Source organism: Paenibacillus senegalimassiliensis, assembly GCF_001486585.1.
In the GTDB taxonomy this organism is placed as follows: domain Bacteria; phylum Bacillota; class Bacilli; order Paenibacillales; family Paenibacillaceae; genus Fontibacillus; species Fontibacillus senegalimassiliensis.
Genome location: NZ_LN909046.1, coordinates 1,863,883 through 1,880,256, shown reverse-complemented (window position 1 = coordinate 1,880,256; position 16,374 = coordinate 1,863,883). Strand labels below are relative to the sequence as shown.

Here is a 16,374-nt window from a genome sequence, read left to right as displayed (position 1 = left end):
CTAGGACAGTATAAAATCCCTTGTCCGTTTGGAGCAAGGGATTTTATGGAATCGGGTCCAAAGCCCCGTTAAGCTTATTGGGTCAGCTCTTCGATTTGCTTAATGACGTCTTCAAATACACTCATCGCTTCACGAATCGGTTCCGGTGAGGACATGTCAACACCGGCTTTCTTCAGAATGTTGATCGAATAATCGCTGCCGCCGCTCTTCAAGAAGCCAAGGTAGCGGTCTACGGCAGGTTGGCCTTCCTCCAGAATTTGCTTGGAGAAGCTGGTTGCTGCAGAGAAGCCGGTGGCATATTTGTAGACATAGAAGCTGGTGTAGAAGTGAGGAATTCGTGCCCATTCCATTTCAATATCCTGGTCTACGACCATGCTCTTGCCGTGATATTTCACATTCAAATCATAATAAATCTTTGAAAGCTCCTGCGGGGTTAAGGATTCGCCGGCTTCAGCCCGCTCATGAATGATCTTCTCAAATTCGGCGAACATCGTTTGCCGGAACACGGTCGTCCGGAATTGATCCGCATAGTAGGTGAGCAGGTACAGCTTCTGCTTCGGATCGGTCGATTTTTTGAGCAAATAATCCATTAACAGCGCTTCGTTGGTCGTGGAGGCAACCTCGGCCAGGAAGATAGTGTACTGGGCATCCCGATATTTCAGTGCTTCGTCGGAGAAATAGGAATGCAGGGCATGACCCATCTCATGAGCGAGCGTAAACATACTGTTTAGATTATCGTTATGGTTCAGCAATACATACGGATGGGTGCCGTAAGCGCCCCAGCTATAGGCTCCTGTGCGTTTGCCTTCGTTCTCGTAAACGTCAATCCAACGATCCTCGAAGCCGGAACGAAGTACGTTTAAATAGTTCTCGCCCAAAGGCTCCAGACCTTCGACGACCATTTTCTTCGCCTCATCGTAAGTGATGTCCCATTTATATTCCTCAACCAGAGGAGCGAACAAATCGTACATGTGCAGCTCATCGACGCTGAGCAGCTTCTTGCGCAGCTCCATATAACGTTGCAAGAGCGGCAGGCTTTCATGAATGGTATCAATCAGATTGGTGTAGACTTCCTTCGGAATGTTATCGCCATAGAGTGACATTTCAAGTACGGACGGGTATTTGCGCACCCGTGAGTAGAACATGTTTTTGTTCACGTTGGCACTTAACGTAGAGGCGATCGTATTTTTTTGCTTACCGTATGTCTCGTAAACAGCCTTGAAAGCCCGCTCACGCACTTCACGGTTTGGATTCTCAAGGAATTGGATGTAGCTGCCGTGAGTCAAATCCACCTCTTGGCCGTTCTCATCCTTAATCTTGGGAAATTTCATATCGGCATTGTTAATCATGCCAAAAATTTGTTGTGGTGCTTGAGACAGATTGCCTACCTGCGCGAGTAAGGCTTCTTCCGTCTTGCTCAGCACATGGGCTTTTTCCCGTTTGATCTCTTGTAATGTGAAACGGTATGCCGCCAGAGTGGGATCATCAATGAATTGATCTAATTGCTGATCCGGCAACGCCAGAATTTCCGGTGTAATAAAGGACAAGGCTTCGCTAAGTTCAACGCTTAACTTCCGTGCCTTCTGCACTAGCGCTTGATATGTAGGGTTGGTAGTATCCTGATCATGATTCAGATGGGCATATACGTACAGGCGCTCGATATTCAGAGACAACTCATCCTCAAGTTCAAAAACAGCTTTGATGTTGCTCGCCTGATCTAGTTTGCCCTCAAATTCGCCAGCCTTGTCTTTTAACTTCTTCAACTCATCATATGATTTGTCCCACGCTGCCTGATCGGCAAACAGGTCCTGCAGCTTCCATGTGTTATCTTCAGGGACTTCGGAACGTTTCAATACTTTGCTCATGGGAATCCTCCTTTGATTTGCTTCATTCAAATAATGGGGTTCATGGGAATCTGTTATTATCGGCCGCTCCGCAGCCGCGCTGCGAGGGAGCGGAACTACCAGCAAGCAACCGCATAGCAGGAGCAGGCTGGCTCGTTTACTTGTCGCACTTGTCATACTAGAAAACCTCCTGATCGGACATTTCTCTAGTATGGCCGCAGACGACAGGGAATATTTGTTGCCGCTGACGTGCGCTTGCTGCTGTCGCGAACAGGCCGCAACTAGGCGAGGAAACTATAAATGATCAGCCCAAAGGCTAAGGTAATCATCACGATGCTGGTGATGGCAAGCCCGCGCCTGAACCGGGGATCAATTCGGTCTTTGCTCATAATAAGCACCACACCCATGGCAAAAGCGCAGATAACAAAGATAAGAAGGCTGGAATTGAACATATAAATAGCTCCGTTTCGAATTAATTGTAGATATGGACCACAGAAGCGGTCCCTGTCCACGGTTATACTTGCTTGAACGCCGCCATGATGCCTTCCCACTCGGCTTCGTTATCCGTATATTCCTCCTTGGGGAAGCGACGCTTGACCCAATCCATCAAGGCTGGACGGCTGAGGAACGTGTGCGTTTCCTCTCCCCATTGGTCGGAAATTTCGCGGAGAACGATGTATTTGCCCTGGACCTCGACGGTCATCATGTTCCATTTGTCTTTTTTGTATATTTCGTGTTTTTTGATCATCGTTTATTGCTCCAATCTTTGACTTCGCGTACTTGCGCGAGGACCCGAATAATAGGTCATATTTGTATGTAAAATGATAACTCACACCCCCCAGGAAAGCAAATGAAACCGTGCGTTTAAGCGCCTTCCGAACCAGTAAATCTTTAGGTTAAAGTCACGTTGCATTGTCTGCAGGCATAGAGTATAATATGGTTATTCGCCAATGATGGCGATTATTTTTAGGAGGTTGTTCATTTGAAAGGTACAGTTAAATGGTTTAACGCAGAAAAAGGCTATGGCTTTATCCAAGTTGAAGGTGGCGAAGATGTATTTGTACACTTCTCCGCAATCCAAGGCGACGGTTTCAAGACATTAGAAGAAGGCCAAGCCGTAGAATTCGAAATCACTGACGGCAACCGTGGTCCTCAAGCTGCTAACGTAATCAAATTATAAGATCACTTCCGGTAACGGATCACTTATAAAGTTTGGTTTCAGGCGCGATATTGAAAGGCACAGCCCTGCAAGGGCTGTGTTTTTTTGTGTTAATCTGGGTAACTGACTAGTGCCCAGGCCTATCTTCTACTACATAGAAGCAAAGGGCCGTCTTAATCGACGACCCTTAAGATATCTGCAATTTCTTTCCGGGCAGGGGCCTTAGGTGTAACGGCCGGATGTCCCAGAGCGATGACCATGTTAACTCCCCGATCCGCGGGAATGTCCAGATATTCACGCAGCCGGTCTTCAGCCAGCAGTACGGGTCCGGTCATGGGGCAAGTAGCAAGACCCTTGGCATGAGCGGCCAGCATCAGGTTCTCAGCGGCCAGGCAACTGCTCTTCATTCCTTCTTCCTCCCAAACCTCCGGAGCGGCAAAGTTGAGGGGATCAAAGATTCTCTCCCGGAATTTAGAAGTGTATGGGGTAGAGAGGCAGATAACCAAGGCAGGGGCTTTGGAGAAGGCAGTAGCATATGGGCCGAAGGACTTGAGCAGTAACTTGCCTTCCCGTTCCAGTCCCTGTTCGGTGGCGAGTGCAGCTCTCTTATGCAACTGCTCCCAGGTGAAATCCTCAATATATTTAATCTTTGCGGTGTTTGTGACAACAATAAACTCCCAGGTTTGCGAGTTGGTATCACTTGGCGCATACCGCGCACAATCGATCAATTCCTCAATATCGGCGAGGCTAACGGGCTCTTCCGTAAAATCACGTACACTTCTACGGCTTGTCAGCATGTCGCGAAACCGTGCAAATTCCATCCAGTTCACCTGCTTCATTATTATTGTTACCAGGTACTATCATCTGATATTAATCATTATAAAGGATGTGTAGTGCTTTGAACAGCCGCAGTGCCTATGTACTAAGATTTGCGGGTTATTCCCGTAGATTTGGCTGCATCCGGCTGGCGGATGAAATAGCGGCTGGCAAAGCCAATAAAGGCGAACAACGCGGAGGCCATGGCTACCAGATAGAAGGTGGTGCGGCCGAATTGTTCGAATACGAAACCGCCGAAGGTGCCGCTAATCAGTCCGGATAGACTGGACCACATAATCGTATACAAAGCCATGCCAGTGGCGCGGAATTGATCCGGAATCAACCGGGTCAACATCCGGATCGCCGTCACATAGAAGATGCCAAAGGTAATTCCGTGCATCGCCTGAATCGCCAGAATGCCGTACACCGAATCTGTCAGGCCCATGAGTAAGAAGCGGACCGCGAAGAGCAGGCTGGAGAACAGCAGTAGTGGTAATTCCTTATACTTCTCGCCATGGAAACTGAGATAAATGAAAATCGGAATCTCTGACAATGCCGAAGCTAACATGGCCCAGCCGATAATACTCTCTTCCGCTCCCAGTTCCTTTAGCGTAATGGACAGGAAGGGTTCGTTCATCCTCATGCCAATGGCCAGGAAGAAGATGCACCCCAGGAACCATAGAAGCTCCTTCTGCCGCAAAAGTGCCCAGATGCCGGATAAATCGACTTTGGCTACGGGGGCGGAAGGGTCGTCCTTCACAAATAGCACCAGCGTCAGCGCCAAGGTGGCAACGGCAATAGAAACCCACATCATGTTCGAGATTCCCACCCAGGCGAGAACATATCCAATCAGCAGGGCAAAGGCGGCGAAGCCGAAGGAGCCAAACACCCGGATAGAGATGAAGTTCCGATTCTGCCTCTTTGCTGTTGAAATAACGATGGTGTCGGATAAAGGGAAGACCGGGTAGAAGAAAAAATAAAATAAAGTAATGACTGCCATGATTGCGGAAAAGGTGGTGGAGACCGATAATATAAACGTCAGGCTGATTTGACCGATAAGTAGAATAAGGAGAATCTTCTTAATGGTGCGGAACCGGTCACTGGCTAGGCTCCATAGTAAATTGGAGATTAAAGAAATCATCGGCCCCAGCGCGTATAGCAAGCCGATCTGGCTGTTGGAGAAACCAAGCTGGGCGTAGTAGAGCGGAAAATAGGACGTTACAAGGACAATCGTTCCGTATATAGTGAAGGTAAAGGCACGGAGCCATTGAACGTCCCGGCTCATCGTCGGTTTTGATTTCATGTAGAATCCATAACTCCATTCTTAAGTAGAAAGTCTTTGCTGCCAAGGCCTAAGTAATTGATGGGTACGCAGAGGTCAGCTATGATTGCTAGTATACCAGAAATTTCAGCCAGGGCGGGGCAGAGTTTTACGGTCTGTTGACGAATGGACGTTATACTGAGGTTAGGAGAATTTCAACGGGTTTTGTGATTTTGTTTATTTGTACAAAAAGTTGGATCATATTATAATATAGAATGGTTTTCAGTTAAGGATATTTAACAACGTAGTGGAGGCAAGCCATTGATTGAACTTGAGCAAAGCCGAAACCAGTTTCCGAAAGAGCCAATCAGGCTCATGAGCCGGGTTTACAAATTTATATTGCCAGATGTGCGTCAGGCATTGAATGGTTGGAGGAAGGATGCCGAGGCGATTCCCGATCCGGAGCTGCGAAAGCAGGCGCTTGCCAGCATTGCGACGAAGGAATTCCACTGTCAGGGCGGGGCTGTTTATGCAGCCGCGAATCTGCCAATGCGCCACGTTCTAATTCCCCTTATCGTTGCGTTCCAAACCATTAGCGATTATCTGGACAATTTATGTGACCGGAGCACCTCCAAGGATGCGGAGGATTTCCGTTTGCTGCATCAAAGCATGCTGGATGCGGTGAATGCTTCAGCGGAATTGCGCAATTATTACGCTCTGCGTGAGGAGCAGGATGATGGAGGTTATCTGCATCGCCTGGTGATGACCTGCCGTCATCAAATTACACGGTTGCAGGGCTACCCGGCGGCCATGTCACACATCGTTGATTTGGTAGGGCTGTATACCGACTTACAAGTGTATAAGCATATTGATCCCAAACAACGTGAAGCCAAGCTGTTGGAATGGTGGACTCGCCATGAACACCGTGCGCCTCATCTGAAATGGAATGAATTCGCAGCGGCAACAGGCTCTACGCTAGGCGTGTTCATGTTATTTCTGGCTGCGAGTCATGCTGATCTGGATGGAAAGAGCGCAAAGATTATCCATGGCGCCTATTTTCCTCATGTCTGCGGACTACATATTATGCTGGATTACTTGATCGACCAAGAGGAAGACGAATTAGGCGGGGATTTGAACTTTTGCAGCTACTACGACAGCAAGGAAACGATGCTGGGAAGAATCACGTTGATTGTCGAAGGAGCGCGGCGCGATATTCGAAAGCTGCCTGCCTCCTCATTTCATAGGATGATCATTGAGGGCTTGCTGGCTTTGTATTTATCCGACCCCAAGGTCAGTCAGCAGGAAGAAATTCGCGAGGTATCCAAGCGGCTAATGCGGAGAAGCCCGTTGATGCGGTTATTCTTCTTCGCAAACAGCCGTTGGATTCGCAAGCATCTTTAAATTTATAGGAGGAATTATCATGTCAGCAGTGAAAAAAATTGCAGTTCTTACAAGTGGGGGAGACTCCCAGGGCATGAATGCCGCCGTTCGTGCGGTTGTGCGCAGCGGTTTGTTTTATGGCGTAGAAGTCTACGGTATTCAACGGGGGTATCAAGGGCTGCTTAATAACGATATTTTCTCGATGGACATTCGTAGTGTAGGAGATATTATTCAACGTGGGGGTACGATTCTTCAATCCGCCCGTTGTTTGGAATTCAAGACACCGGAAGGCCAGCAGCAGGGAGCGCAAATATTGCGTGACCGCGGTATCGATGGCCTGGTCGTTATTGGTGGCGACGGCTCCTACCAAGGCGCTGAGAAGCTGAGCAAGCTGGGCATCAAGACAATGGGTTTGCCAGGAACCATTGATAACGATATTTCGTTCACCGACTATACCATTGGATTCGATACGGCAGTTGGCATTGTTGTCGACGCCGTCAATAAACTGCGGGATACCATGTCCTCCCATGAACGGGCTTCGGTTGTAGAGGTTATGGGTCGCCATGCCGGTGATATCGCCCTTCATGCCGGTTTGGCTGCTGGAGCAGAGACCATTCTGATTCCGGAAGTTCCGTTTGACCTGAACGAAGTAGCTGACCGGATGCGTCAAAATTTTGATAAAGGTAAACGCCATAGCATCGTCATTGTAGCCGAAGGCGTAGGCCGTGGTGAGGATGTCGTACAGGCTATCAAGCAACGCCAGCCTTCGTTGGAGCCTCGCGCGACGGTATTGGGTCATATTCAACGTGGTGGTTCCCCAACACCATTTGACCGTAATTTGGCTAGCCGTCTTGGCGACTTCGCTGTACGCAGCTTGATTGCTGGGGAATCTAACAAGGCATGCGGCATGATCGGTGGAGAAATGGTATTGACCGATATTGAGCAGGTTGTATCCACCAAAAAGACGTTTGATATGGATATGTACAACCTGGCATTGCGTTTATCTCAATAAAAGCTGTCACTAACAACAACGAACCGGATCAGATAAGGGAGGTTTCCCTTGCCTGATCCGGTTTTTATTTTGATATATCAGAAGGAATATGGCCGGGTGTGCTCGAATTTGCTACAATTCAATACAAAGTAAACAAAGGGGGAAACCATATGTATCTATACCGTCTTGAGGCGGAAACATCGGCAGGGCTGCTGGCTATCGTCATTGCTGCAGAAGGGGAGGAGCAGGCCTTCGCTGCAGCAGAGGAGCATATGCAGCGGCATTTCCTGCCCGCACCTGAAGTGCTGGAGTTAATAATTGTGGAGAAGAAGCGAATAACTCCCGGTGCGGGTTATGTCATTCAGCCCGGCAATTAAGAAGAAGCCGGGGCTGATGTGTCCTGTGATTTGACCAGTCTGCGTTGAATAATGACCAGGCGGTGCAGCAGCAGTACAGCAGCGATAGCGAGCCCTGTGATGAGTCCGATCCAGTAGCCGTAAGGACCTTGATCGGTATAGTTAGCCAGAACAAACCCCAGTGGAAGGCCAATAATCCAGTAGGCTAGCAGAGATATCCAGAAGCCGGGATTCACATCCTTATAGCCACGTAATACGCCTTGCGTCGGGGTGGCGATGGCATCGGAAATTTGAAAGAAGATGGCGTAGATCAGAAAATGCTTGATCAAGGCGACAACATCGGGCTCGCTGGAGTATAACCCTGCCACGCCTTCCCGAAACACCATTAGCAAGAGAGCGCTGACCAGCGATAGAATAGCTGCGCCACTTACGCCCATCACAGCATATTGGCGGGCGTCCTTCAGTCGTCCGGCCCCGGTCTCGAAGCCAACGAGAATAGTCAAAGCCAGACAGATGCTTAAGGGAATCATGTACAAGGTTGAGGCGAAGTTATTGGCTGCCTGATGGGCGGCAATCGTGACCGTATCAAAGCGGCTCATCAGCAAGGTGACGGCGGCGAAGACGGCGGTTTCGAAGAAGATGGCAAAGCCGATAGGCACTCCAATATGCATCAGTTCTCGCCATTTAGTCCAAGAGATGCGATGCCACTTGTGGAAGATGCCGTAGGAGGCAAACGGCTCGCTGCGATGTACAATCCATAAAGCAATCAGAAAGATGACCCAGTAGGTAAAGGCAGTGGCGATACCCGAGCCGATGCCGCCCAGCCTTGGAAAGCCGAAACGCCCAAAGATCAGCAGATACCCTACGCCTACGTTCACTGGTAGCGAGACTAAGGTAATAAGCATGGACATCCGGGTTTGTCCCAACGCGTCGATAAAGGAGCGTAGCACGATATAGCCAAAGAGGGGAACGATGCCGGTAGAAATGGCTACAAGAAAATAGTGAGCAACGTGATGCACCTTGGGCTCCAGACTCATGGTATTCAGCAAAGGGGTAATCGTTAATGCTCCTATTATTAATACAGCTACGCTAACGGCGACAGACAGCCAAAGCGCTTGAACGACATGGTAGCGGACCTTGTCCTTCTGCCCTCCTCCGACCAATTGAGAGACAATGGGCGTAATGCCCATAAGAATTCCGCTTAGCCCGGTTTGCACGGGAATCCAGAGGCTGGCCCCGATGGCTGCACCAGCCAGATCGGCCGGGCTGGCGTGGCCCGACATCATGGTATCGAAGAAGGTCATTAATGACATCGTGACCTGTGTAATTAGTATAGGAATGAGGATGCGCAGAAATTGTCCGTATTTTTGCTTGCGTGAATAGGTTTCTTTCATAATAACTAAGCTCCGATCCTGAATTGAAAGTTAATGACACACCAAACCCGGGCCTCATAGCCCGGGTTGGACGGCTGTATGATCTATTATTCGTAAGAGACGCCGGGAGTATAGCGGTTGGTCGCGTTCCATAGCAGAAACTCTTCGACCTGCATGTCCCGGAGCGCCCGAATTTGCTCTTCAATCTCGTGCTTGCCGTATTTAACATAATTGCCTTTGCCTAGCCAGCTTGCTGTGAAATCCTGAATCCATGGCCGGATAATCGGTTGCTCCTCACCGAGTTCTTCAAGCTTGGTCTGAGTGTCCTGAACGGCGCCCTTAATGGTCTGGTAAGGCGTTTTGTCCGGCACCTTGGACCCAAACCATCCGGTGGTGTAGTGGCTGGGATAAATCATGGGACAGATGACATCAACATGATCTGAGATCTTCACGAAATCCTGGCCGATGCCTTCCGCAGCGGGAACGGATGCCGCATAACCAAAAATATCGACGGAGATACGAACACCCAGCGGCTCCAGTTCTTCCTTGGCTATCTTCACGAACTCGGAAACGGCATCGACTCGGCTCGTATTATCGCTTGTATATTTTAACGAATCAGCCCGCTTCTCAAAGCCTTCAGGGAAACGCACATAGTCAAATTGAATCTCCTTGAAACCTAGGCTAGCGGCTTCCTTCGCCAGTTCAATGTTGTAGTCTCGCACTTCTGGACTATAGGGATTGACGAACTTGTCTCCATTGTTGTTGCTCCATACGGAACCATCTTGTTTGCGGAAGGAATATTCAGGATGCTTCTCGGCCAGGATGGTATCCTTGAAGACGACGATCCGGGCAATAGGATAAATATCATGTTTCTCTAGTCGAGCCATCAACGCCTGAATATCGCGGATGAACGGTTGAGGTTTGCCAAGCTCTATCAGAGTAGGATTTTCCGTCTTGTAGGTGATATAACCCAAATCATCTTTAATATCAATGACCATGGCATTAAGCTCTGTTTGATCAATAAGCTCGACGAGCTGGTTCATACGTGAGCCGCCAGCGCTATAGGCCGTGACATAGATTCCTTTGACCTTGGGTGCGTCTTGCTGCAAGCTGCCCTTCAGGTCCGTAGGTAATATAGGATGCTCGGAATCTCCTTGGGCCAAATTGGCAGTAATAGTCTGATAGATAGAAGGCCATATAGAAACCGCCGATTCTTCTTGGGCCGCTGGCTCCTGTGCCGGGGTTCCATTGCCCAGAGTCAAGGCCAGAAGAAGTAAGGTCCAAACGATGTTCATGTTATCCGCTCCCTCGTATGCATTCGCTACTGATTATATCGAAAGACAGGCATGTAGAAAGAACAGGAATGTCACAATTATCCTAGAATGACATCATTTCATAGTTTCATAGAAACGCAGCAAAAAAGTCGTTCCTTTTACGTGAAGTAAAAGAAACGACTGGGTACTGCAAACCACGCCACCGTCTTACTCCTCTTAATGAAGAAAGGCGGAATCTTGATGCTCGCATATGCTGTAATGGATAATCTCCAGCGCATCCTGCGGTTCCAAGATGGTAAAGCCATCCCGAAGGATGATTGTTGAATCAAGCTCCTTTTGATTCAGGAAGGGCAGCATATCCGGGAACCATTTGAGTACGATTTGTTCTAGTGTTACTGTTTCCATCTCCACATCCATCACCCTTTCCTTTCAGAATAATTCGCCTTCGAATCCATCCTAAATCGGAAAAGCATAAAGCCTGTGAAATACGGGAAGCTGAGCCCTATTAGATTGTCATGAAGCTAAGGAACCGCTGTGATTATTATAACAGAGAAGCAGCCGCTTGAAAACGCCAGCTCCTGCGGAAAATGGCTAGCGGCGGCGGAAAGCACCCATTACGCCCACGGTTTCCACAATATTGACAAACGCGTTAGCATCCGTCTTCTTAATAATTTCACGTAATTCAGCCAATTCATAGCGGGTGGTGACCGTCATGAGCATGTCCTTCTCCTTGTGGGAGAAGGCGCCCTGCGTCTTGATAAGTGTTACGCCCCGAGGCAAGGTGAGCAGACGATCAAGCATGTCCTCTGTCTGGTTAGTGATGATGAATAGCGTGACCTTGATGTGGCTGATGTGAATGAGGTCCACCACTTTACCTGTAATATAAATGGACACCATGGATGCAAGTACCAGGTCCCAGTTGCCGTTCAGGTAACCCATGGCGAGAATGACGATGGCATTAAGCCCGACCAGCACGTTGCCGACAGGAAAGTCGCGAAAGCGGGTGACGATGGAGCCGATGATATCAAAGCCGCCTGAGGAGCCGCCGACCCGGAAGGAAATCCCGCTGCCAATGCCGACCAGGACTCCGCCGAATACAGCAGACAAGAGCGTATCCGCCGACAAGAGCTTCTCAGGCGTAGGAATAATCGCGATAAACCAGGTTGTGCCAACAACGGACAGGATGCTGAGCCCGATAAATCGCTTGCCGAGCATAAACAATCCCGCAATCAGAAGCGGGATGTTATAGGCCAGATACATGGTACTGATGCTAAGCGGGGAGAAGTAGGCAGTAAGCATGGCCAGACCAGAGACGCCGCCGCTGAGCAATTGGAGTGGAACGAGGAACAAATTGAAGCCTGAGGCGATCAGGGCTGCTCCAAGCAAAATGACTGCGCCTCTTCTAATTTCTTTGTACATAGTGATTCACCTCGGGCTAAAAGTAGGAATTGGGGCCTTGAGCGGCTGGTATTCTATTTAAGTTTTGTGCTATACTATTTGAGATATTCTTGAGTAGGTACTCATTTCCAGGTTCAACGCTAGAACCTATGTAAAATTTGCAGGCTTATGGGACAGTCTATAAACGTCTAGAAAACGTCTAAAATTCTACTTAAGAATACAGTGAAGCTGGTGGAATTGTCCACTAAATAGAAGGAGTATGAATATATTGAACACATTTACAGAATTCGGCCTAGAGCCTAAAGTGCTACAAGCCATTACGGAGCTCGGTTTTGAAGAGGCAACTCCAATTCAAACCAAATCCATTCCGATTGCTTTGGAAGGGCGAGATTTAATCGGACAAGCCCAGACAGGTACAGGGAAAACCGCCGCCTTTGGTCTTCCACTAATCAACAAAATACCGCGGGAAGAAGATCGCATCGTTGCATTGATCATGACGCCAACCCGTGAACTCGCCATTCAGGTAGCTGAGGAGATCGGCAGATTGTCTCGCTTCAAGGGAACCCGCTCACTTCCAATCTACGGCGGACAAGATATCGTACGCCAAATTCGTGCCTTGAAGAAAAAACCCCAAATTATCATCGGTACGCCGGGCCGCTTGCTTGACCACATCAACCGGAAAACGATCAAATTGGACGATGTACAAACTGTTGTATTGGATGAAGCGGATGAAATGCTTGACATGGGCTTCATGGAGGATATTCAATCCATCTTGAAGCTGGTGCCGGAAGAGCGCCAAACGATGTTATTTTCTGCTACAATGCCAGGGAATATCCAGCGTCTTGCCCAACAGTTCCTGAAAAATCCTGAGCATGTGTCTGTGATTCCAAAGCAGGTCAGCGCTCCATTGATTGATCAGGCTTATATTGAAATTCACGAACGCCAGAAATTTGACGGGTTGACTCGCTTGCTGGACATGGAATCTCCAGAACTTGCTATCGTATTTGGCCGGACGAAACGCCGGGTAGACGAGCTGTCCGAAGCATTGCAAAAACGTGGTTATTCCGCGGACGGTTTGCACGGAGACTTGTCGCAGAACCAACGCGATAATGTTATGCGCAAATTCCGTGACGGCAGTATCGACGTACTTGTAGCGACAGACGTTGCTGCTCGGGGTCTGGACGTTTCCGGTGTGACGCATGTAGTTAACTTTGACCTTCCACAGGACCCGGAAAGTTATGTACACCGTATTGGTCGTACGGGTCGTGCAGGGAAAGAAGGGGCGGCATGGTCCTTCGTAACGCCTCGTGAAATTGATCATTTGCATTTTATTGAACGGATTACTCGTCATAAGATTGCTCGCAAGCCACTGCCTAGTATTGCTGAAGCGATCGAAGGCAAGCAACGCATCACTGCAGAGCGTTTGCTTGAGCTTGTGGAGAACGGGGAATTGAACGAGTATAAAGGCATTGCCATTCAAATGCTGGAGCAATATGACTCGGTGAATCTGCTTGCTGCTGCATTCAAGCTGATTACAGGCGAGAAGAACGACAAGACTAACATTGAATTGACACCGGAAGAACCTATCCGTGTTAAACGCCGCAACCCGGACATTCGTTCCAGCGGACGTAAACCTTCAGGTTATGGCAACAGAGGCGGTAGTGGATACCGTCGTGATTCTCAAGGTGGTAGCCGTGGTGGTAGCTATGGTGGTAACAAGGGCGGATATAATCGGGATAGCGGAAGCCGCGACTCCAACCGTTCTTCCTACGATCGCAAACCGCGTTCTAGTTCAGGCGGCGGGGAACGTAGACCTTCCAAATTCAATGATAATCAGTCTTTCGATAAATAAGCGAGGGGCACATAGCGACTGAAACCAAAAGAAGACGGAGCTTGCTCCGTCTTCTTCGTTTTTGTCCATTACACGAAAATTGTGCGGCTAATGATAACAAGTAAAATGAACAATACCAGAATCGTACCTGTGGAAGTCCAGAAACCTCCGCCATATCCTACACCTACACCGGACATGAGATAACCTCCTTTAAATGTTGTTAAGGTTTTGGAGTTACGGTATATACTATGGCACATCGGCCCTTGAAGATTAGACACACACCTAGGATGCTGCAAATTAGGCGCTGGAACGTGGTGGACGAATCATGTATAGTTAAAGATAGGCAGAAATATCACTTTGCTCGAGAGGAGATTTTTACTTGGAATACAAAGGTTTTATGGGCGGATTTTATAGAATTACCGAATGGATTATGAGGATTTCCGGAAGCAACTTACTATGGCTGCTATGCTCGTCGCCATTTATGCTGGTTCTGGCAATGAAGGTGCTCTTGTTGCTGCAGACACCAACACCTCCGCCAGAAACGTTGTCCATCTGGATCATGGGCATTTTGGCACCGTTTACACTATTTCCTGCTACGGCAGCGCTGTTCTCTGTAACCCGTAAATGGGTGATGGGGGAAGGTGACCTTAGCATCATCAAGGTTTATTTCAAGGGCTATAAGGAAAATTACAAGCAAAGCATGATTGGCGGTATCTTCTATACCTTGCTATTTGTCATTATGTATGTGGATTACCGGGTATACATGACGCAGATGGATAATCTGCAAATCATCGGGATGGTGATGTTGTTCTTCCTGTTGTTGCTGTCCTTGTCCTTGTTCAATTTCTTCTCCCTTGTGGCTCACTACCATCTGGGGGCGTTTCAGTTGATCAAGAATGCTATTCTGTTCACAATCCTTCGTCCATTCCGGACGATATCCACGCTGCTATGCGCTGGGTTTCTGGGCTTCCTGACCATGCGTTACGGCTGGCTCATTTTCTTTGGGTTCGGCAGCTTGACATCGGTGGTAGCTTTCTACAACTTCTACATCGCCTATAACAAGATTCAGGAGAAAGTGGAAAGAATGCGTCAGTCCGAAGAGGATTCGGCTAATAGCCAAGCCGAGGAAGACGAGGATATGGCCCTGGATTTGCCAGCGGATGAACAGAAAGAAAAAGATTGACCAATTGACCTGTGTAGCTAAGTTTACATTTACTTAACAAAGTCTTATAATGGGTTTACGTCCTGCGATGTACGTTTCGGTTCTATGTTGTTTTGAACCAATGACGATGTCTCGGGAGACCTAATCGCCTCGTAGCTGAACTGCCCTATCCAAGTGATGTGGGGACTTCAAAAGCGTCGCTGCGGTCACCCACCTGCTAATGCAGGTTCGAGACAATGTAACCGGACGGCATAGGCGGGTCTTTATCCAAGTTTCTCAAGTAGCGCCCTGTATTTCTTTGGCAGCCCCAAGGAAGGACAAGGCGCTTTTTGTTTATGTGTATACTAACGCTCGCTTTTGTTTGTGTGATAACAATGGTAAACTAGAACTAGGAAAACGCATACCGTTATACTGACGCTTGAAGGACATGAAGGAGGAAGAATCGTTGTCACTGAAGAGAACGTTAGCTGGCATTTTTCGTAGCCAGGAGGGGACCAGCGACCGTGCGAAGCTGCCCGAATTGAAGACAAGGTATTATCAATTATCCCGTGAGAAGCTATGGGAGGAAGTATCCTCTACTTTGAAGAAAATTCCCGGTTACAAGGTGCTGCATGAGGTGGCTTCGGTAGGGGAGATTACGTTGGAGAAGCGGACCAGCCTGGGACGCGTTATGGATATTACGGTGTCCATTGTATCTACGGGACCTGTTCGCAGCGCAGTGGACATCTACTCGGCCACGCGGGGCTCTATGGGCGATCTGGGAGCCAATTACCGTAATATTCAGCAATTGTTTGCGGTTCTGGACAAGAAGCTGGCCGCTCACAAGACATCGTCCAACATGTAGGTAATGCAACGACAAAAAAAGCGAGCAGGGAGAAAATTCTCCCACTCGCTTTTCGCTTTCAGGCTGTGACTGTTAGCCAATTAGTGCTTTTACGGCTGCAACTGGCTTGTCGTAATCCGGATGCTCGGTCATTTCCTTGAGCACTTCGACATATTGAATTTTGTTGTCCTTATCAATAACAAAGACGGCTCGCATGTCGAGGGCGAATTCCTTGATCAGGACGCCGTAGGCTTTGCCGAAGGCGTTGTCTTTATAATCGGACAAGGTGATCACCCGGTCAACACCGGCGGCTCCACACCAGCGGGCCTGGGCGAATGGAAGATCAGCACTGACGGTCAGCACGACGACGTCTTCGCCAAGAGCAGAGGCTTCTTGATTGAAGCGGCGGGTCTGAGCATCGCAGACCCCGGTGTCCAATGAAGGCACTACACTGATCAATTTGATCTTGTCACTATAATCCTGGAGAGTTGCCTCTTCCAGCAGATTTTTATGCAGGTGGAATTCGGGTGCCGTGTCGCCAACCTTAAGCTCCGGACCAATCAGGGTAAGCGGATTGCCTTTGAATGTAGCTACATTTGTGCGTTCTTGCGACATGTACATATCCTCCTAATTTGATAGATTTATTATTGGTTCAAAATTAATTATAATCGTTTTAAAAAGAAAATGTCCAATACAAGGAAAAAAC

The 16,374-nt window shown here is 48.5% G+C and carries 18 protein-coding genes and 1 other RNA gene; 8 read left to right on the top strand and 11 right to left on the bottom strand.

The features are described 5' to 3' along the window. Nucleotides 1-74: 74 nt before the first annotated feature. The 3 genes from pepF to BN3279_RS22770 all read right to left on the bottom strand — a co-directional run bounded on the left by pepF (nucleotide 75) and on the right by BN3279_RS22770 (nucleotide 2,592). Entirely contained in the window at nucleotides 75-1,865 is a 1,791-nt protein-coding gene (gene pepF / locus BN3279_RS22780; protein ID WP_059054243.1) for an oligoendopeptidase F, read from the bottom strand. Nucleotides 1,866-2,125: 260 nt separating this feature from the next. Next, entirely contained in the window at nucleotides 2,126-2,356 is a 231-nt protein-coding gene (locus BN3279_RS24110) for a hypothetical protein (protein WP_187377854.1), read from the bottom strand. A gap of 2 nt (nucleotides 2,357-2,358) precedes the next feature. Further along, nucleotides 2,359-2,592 (bottom strand): hypothetical protein, encoded by a 234-nt coding sequence (locus tag BN3279_RS22770; RefSeq protein ID WP_059054239.1) that lies wholly within the window; start codon nucleotides 2,590-2,592, stop codon nucleotides 2,359-2,361. A gap of 234 nt (nucleotides 2,593-2,826) precedes the next feature. Between BN3279_RS22770 and BN3279_RS22765 the strand changes: the two genes are divergently transcribed. After that, complete coding sequence (locus BN3279_RS22765; protein ID WP_018750471.1) at nucleotides 2,827-3,024, top strand: cold shock domain-containing protein; 198 nt, start codon at nucleotides 2,827-2,829, stop codon at nucleotides 3,022-3,024. A gap of 152 nt (nucleotides 3,025-3,176) precedes the next feature. On the opposite strand, the gene BN3279_RS22760 is transcribed toward BN3279_RS22765, so the two are convergent. Then, the gene (locus BN3279_RS22760) at nucleotides 3,177-3,824 is read right to left on the bottom strand and encodes a nitroreductase family protein (RefSeq protein ID WP_059054672.1); all 648 of its coding nucleotides are present in this window, start codon (nucleotides 3,822-3,824) and stop codon (nucleotides 3,177-3,179) included. A gap of 101 nt (nucleotides 3,825-3,925) precedes the next feature. Continuing rightward, the gene (locus tag BN3279_RS22755) at nucleotides 3,926-5,122 is read right to left on the bottom strand and encodes an MFS transporter (protein WP_059054238.1); all 1,197 of its coding nucleotides are present in this window, start codon (nucleotides 5,120-5,122) and stop codon (nucleotides 3,926-3,928) included. A 279-nt stretch (nucleotides 5,123-5,401) separates the two neighbouring features. Between BN3279_RS22755 and BN3279_RS22750 the strand changes: the two genes are divergently transcribed. From BN3279_RS22750 to BN3279_RS22740, 3 genes are all read left to right on the top strand, one after another. Continuing rightward, the gene (locus tag BN3279_RS22750) at nucleotides 5,402-6,481 is read left to right on the top strand and encodes a tetraprenyl-beta-curcumene synthase family protein (protein WP_059054236.1); all 1,080 of its coding nucleotides are present in this window, start codon (nucleotides 5,402-5,404) and stop codon (nucleotides 6,479-6,481) included. Between the two features lie 19 nt (nucleotides 6,482-6,500). Further along, entirely contained in the window at nucleotides 6,501-7,472 is a 972-nt protein-coding gene (gene pfkA, locus BN3279_RS22745) for a 6-phosphofructokinase (RefSeq protein WP_059054234.1), read from the top strand. Nucleotides 7,473-7,621: 149 nt separating this feature from the next. Next, entirely contained in the window at nucleotides 7,622-7,828 is a 207-nt protein-coding gene (locus BN3279_RS22740; protein WP_059054232.1) for a DUF3906 family protein, read from the top strand. On the opposite strand, the gene BN3279_RS22735 is transcribed toward BN3279_RS22740, so the two are convergent. The 4 genes from BN3279_RS22735 to BN3279_RS22720 all read right to left on the bottom strand — a co-directional run bounded on the left by BN3279_RS22735 (nucleotide 7,825) and on the right by BN3279_RS22720 (nucleotide 11,873). Continuing rightward, entirely contained in the window at nucleotides 7,825-9,201 is a 1,377-nt protein-coding gene (locus BN3279_RS22735) for an MATE family efflux transporter (protein ID WP_059054230.1), read from the bottom strand. The genes BN3279_RS22740 and BN3279_RS22735 overlap by 4 nt on opposite strands. Nucleotides 9,202-9,287: 86 nt before the next feature. Then, nucleotides 9,288-10,475 (bottom strand): putative glycoside hydrolase, encoded by a 1,188-nt coding sequence (locus BN3279_RS22730; protein ID WP_059054228.1) that lies wholly within the window; start codon nucleotides 10,473-10,475, stop codon nucleotides 9,288-9,290. A gap of 195 nt (nucleotides 10,476-10,670) precedes the next feature. Continuing rightward, complete coding sequence (locus tag BN3279_RS22725) at nucleotides 10,671-10,871, bottom strand: hypothetical protein (RefSeq protein WP_187377835.1); 201 nt, start codon at nucleotides 10,869-10,871, stop codon at nucleotides 10,671-10,673. A gap of 174 nt (nucleotides 10,872-11,045) precedes the next feature. Beyond that, on the bottom strand, nucleotides 11,046-11,873 hold the full coding sequence (locus tag BN3279_RS22720) for a YitT family protein (protein WP_059054226.1): 828 nt from the start codon (nucleotides 11,871-11,873) through the stop codon (nucleotides 11,046-11,048). A gap of 247 nt (nucleotides 11,874-12,120) precedes the next feature. On the opposite strand from BN3279_RS22720, the gene BN3279_RS22715 reads away from it, so the two are divergent. Continuing rightward, a complete protein-coding gene (locus BN3279_RS22715; protein ID WP_059054224.1) occupies nucleotides 12,121-13,704 on the top strand; it encodes a degradosome RNA helicase CshA in 1,584 nt (527 codons plus the stop codon). 68 nt (nucleotides 13,705-13,772) lie between these two features. On the opposite strand, the gene BN3279_RS23545 is transcribed toward BN3279_RS22715, so the two are convergent. Then, on the bottom strand, nucleotides 13,773-13,880 hold the full coding sequence (locus BN3279_RS23545; protein WP_018750481.1) for a hypothetical protein: 108 nt from the start codon (nucleotides 13,878-13,880) through the stop codon (nucleotides 13,773-13,775). Between the two features lie 182 nt (nucleotides 13,881-14,062). Here BN3279_RS23545 and BN3279_RS22710 point away from each other — a divergent pair, with 182 nt between their 5' ends. The 3 genes from BN3279_RS22710 (at nucleotide 14,063) to BN3279_RS22705 (ending at nucleotide 15,689) form a co-directional block, all read left to right on the top strand. Further along, complete coding sequence (locus tag BN3279_RS22710) at nucleotides 14,063-14,866, top strand: YesL family protein (RefSeq protein WP_059054222.1); 804 nt, start codon at nucleotides 14,063-14,065, stop codon at nucleotides 14,864-14,866. A gap of 56 nt (nucleotides 14,867-14,922) precedes the next feature. Further along, nucleotides 14,923-15,111, top strand: a non-coding RNA gene (gene ssrS, locus BN3279_RS23540) — 6S RNA. 179 nt (nucleotides 15,112-15,290) lie between these two features. After that, nucleotides 15,291-15,689 carry a DUF1499 domain-containing protein gene (locus BN3279_RS22705; RefSeq protein WP_059054220.1) on the top strand — a complete coding sequence of 133 codons (399 nt, stop codon included), beginning with the start codon at nucleotides 15,291-15,293 and terminating at the stop codon, nucleotides 15,687-15,689. 72 nt (nucleotides 15,690-15,761) lie between these two features. Here BN3279_RS22705 and tpx read toward each other — a convergent pair whose 3' ends face one another. Further along, nucleotides 15,762-16,283 (bottom strand): thiol peroxidase, encoded by a 522-nt coding sequence (gene tpx / locus BN3279_RS22700; RefSeq protein WP_059054218.1) that lies wholly within the window; start codon nucleotides 16,281-16,283, stop codon nucleotides 15,762-15,764. Nucleotides 16,284-16,374: the final 91 nt, after the last annotated feature.

Excerpts from the sequence above, each read along its gene's own strand:
- pepF (WP_059054243.1), bottom strand. The coding sequence starts at position 1,865 with ATGAGCAAAGTATTGAAACGTTCCGAAGTCCCTGAAGATAACACATGG.
- BN3279_RS22770 (WP_059054239.1), bottom strand. The coding sequence starts at position 2,592 with ATGATCAAAAAACACGAAATATACAAAAAAGACAAATGGAACATGATG.
- BN3279_RS22760 (WP_059054672.1), bottom strand. The coding sequence starts at position 3,824 with ATGGAATTTGCACGGTTTCGCGACATGCTGACAAGCCGTAGAAGTGTA.
- BN3279_RS22755 (WP_059054238.1), bottom strand. The coding sequence starts at position 5,122 with ATGAAATCAAAACCGACGATGAGCCGGGACGTTCAATGGCTCCGTGCC.
- pfkA (WP_059054234.1), top strand. The coding sequence starts at position 6,501 with ATGTCAGCAGTGAAAAAAATTGCAGTTCTTACAAGTGGGGGAGACTCC.
- BN3279_RS22740 (WP_059054232.1), top strand. The coding sequence starts at position 7,622 with ATGTATCTATACCGTCTTGAGGCGGAAACATCGGCAGGGCTGCTGGCT.
- BN3279_RS22735 (WP_059054230.1), bottom strand. The coding sequence starts at position 9,201 with ATGAAAGAAACCTATTCACGCAAGCAAAAATACGGACAATTTCTGCGC.
- BN3279_RS22730 (WP_059054228.1), bottom strand. The coding sequence starts at position 10,475 with ATGAACATCGTTTGGACCTTACTTCTTCTGGCCTTGACTCTGGGCAAT.
- BN3279_RS22725 (WP_187377835.1), bottom strand. The coding sequence starts at position 10,871 with ATGGATGTGGAGATGGAAACAGTAACACTAGAACAAATCGTACTCAAA.
- BN3279_RS22720 (WP_059054226.1), bottom strand. The coding sequence starts at position 11,873 with ATGTACAAAGAAATTAGAAGAGGCGCAGTCATTTTGCTTGGAGCAGCC.
- BN3279_RS23545 (WP_018750481.1), bottom strand. The coding sequence starts at position 13,880 with ATGTCCGGTGTAGGTGTAGGATATGGCGGAGGTTTCTGGACTTCCACA.
- tpx (WP_059054218.1), bottom strand. The coding sequence starts at position 16,283 with ATGTCGCAAGAACGCACAAATGTAGCTACATTCAAAGGCAATCCGCTT.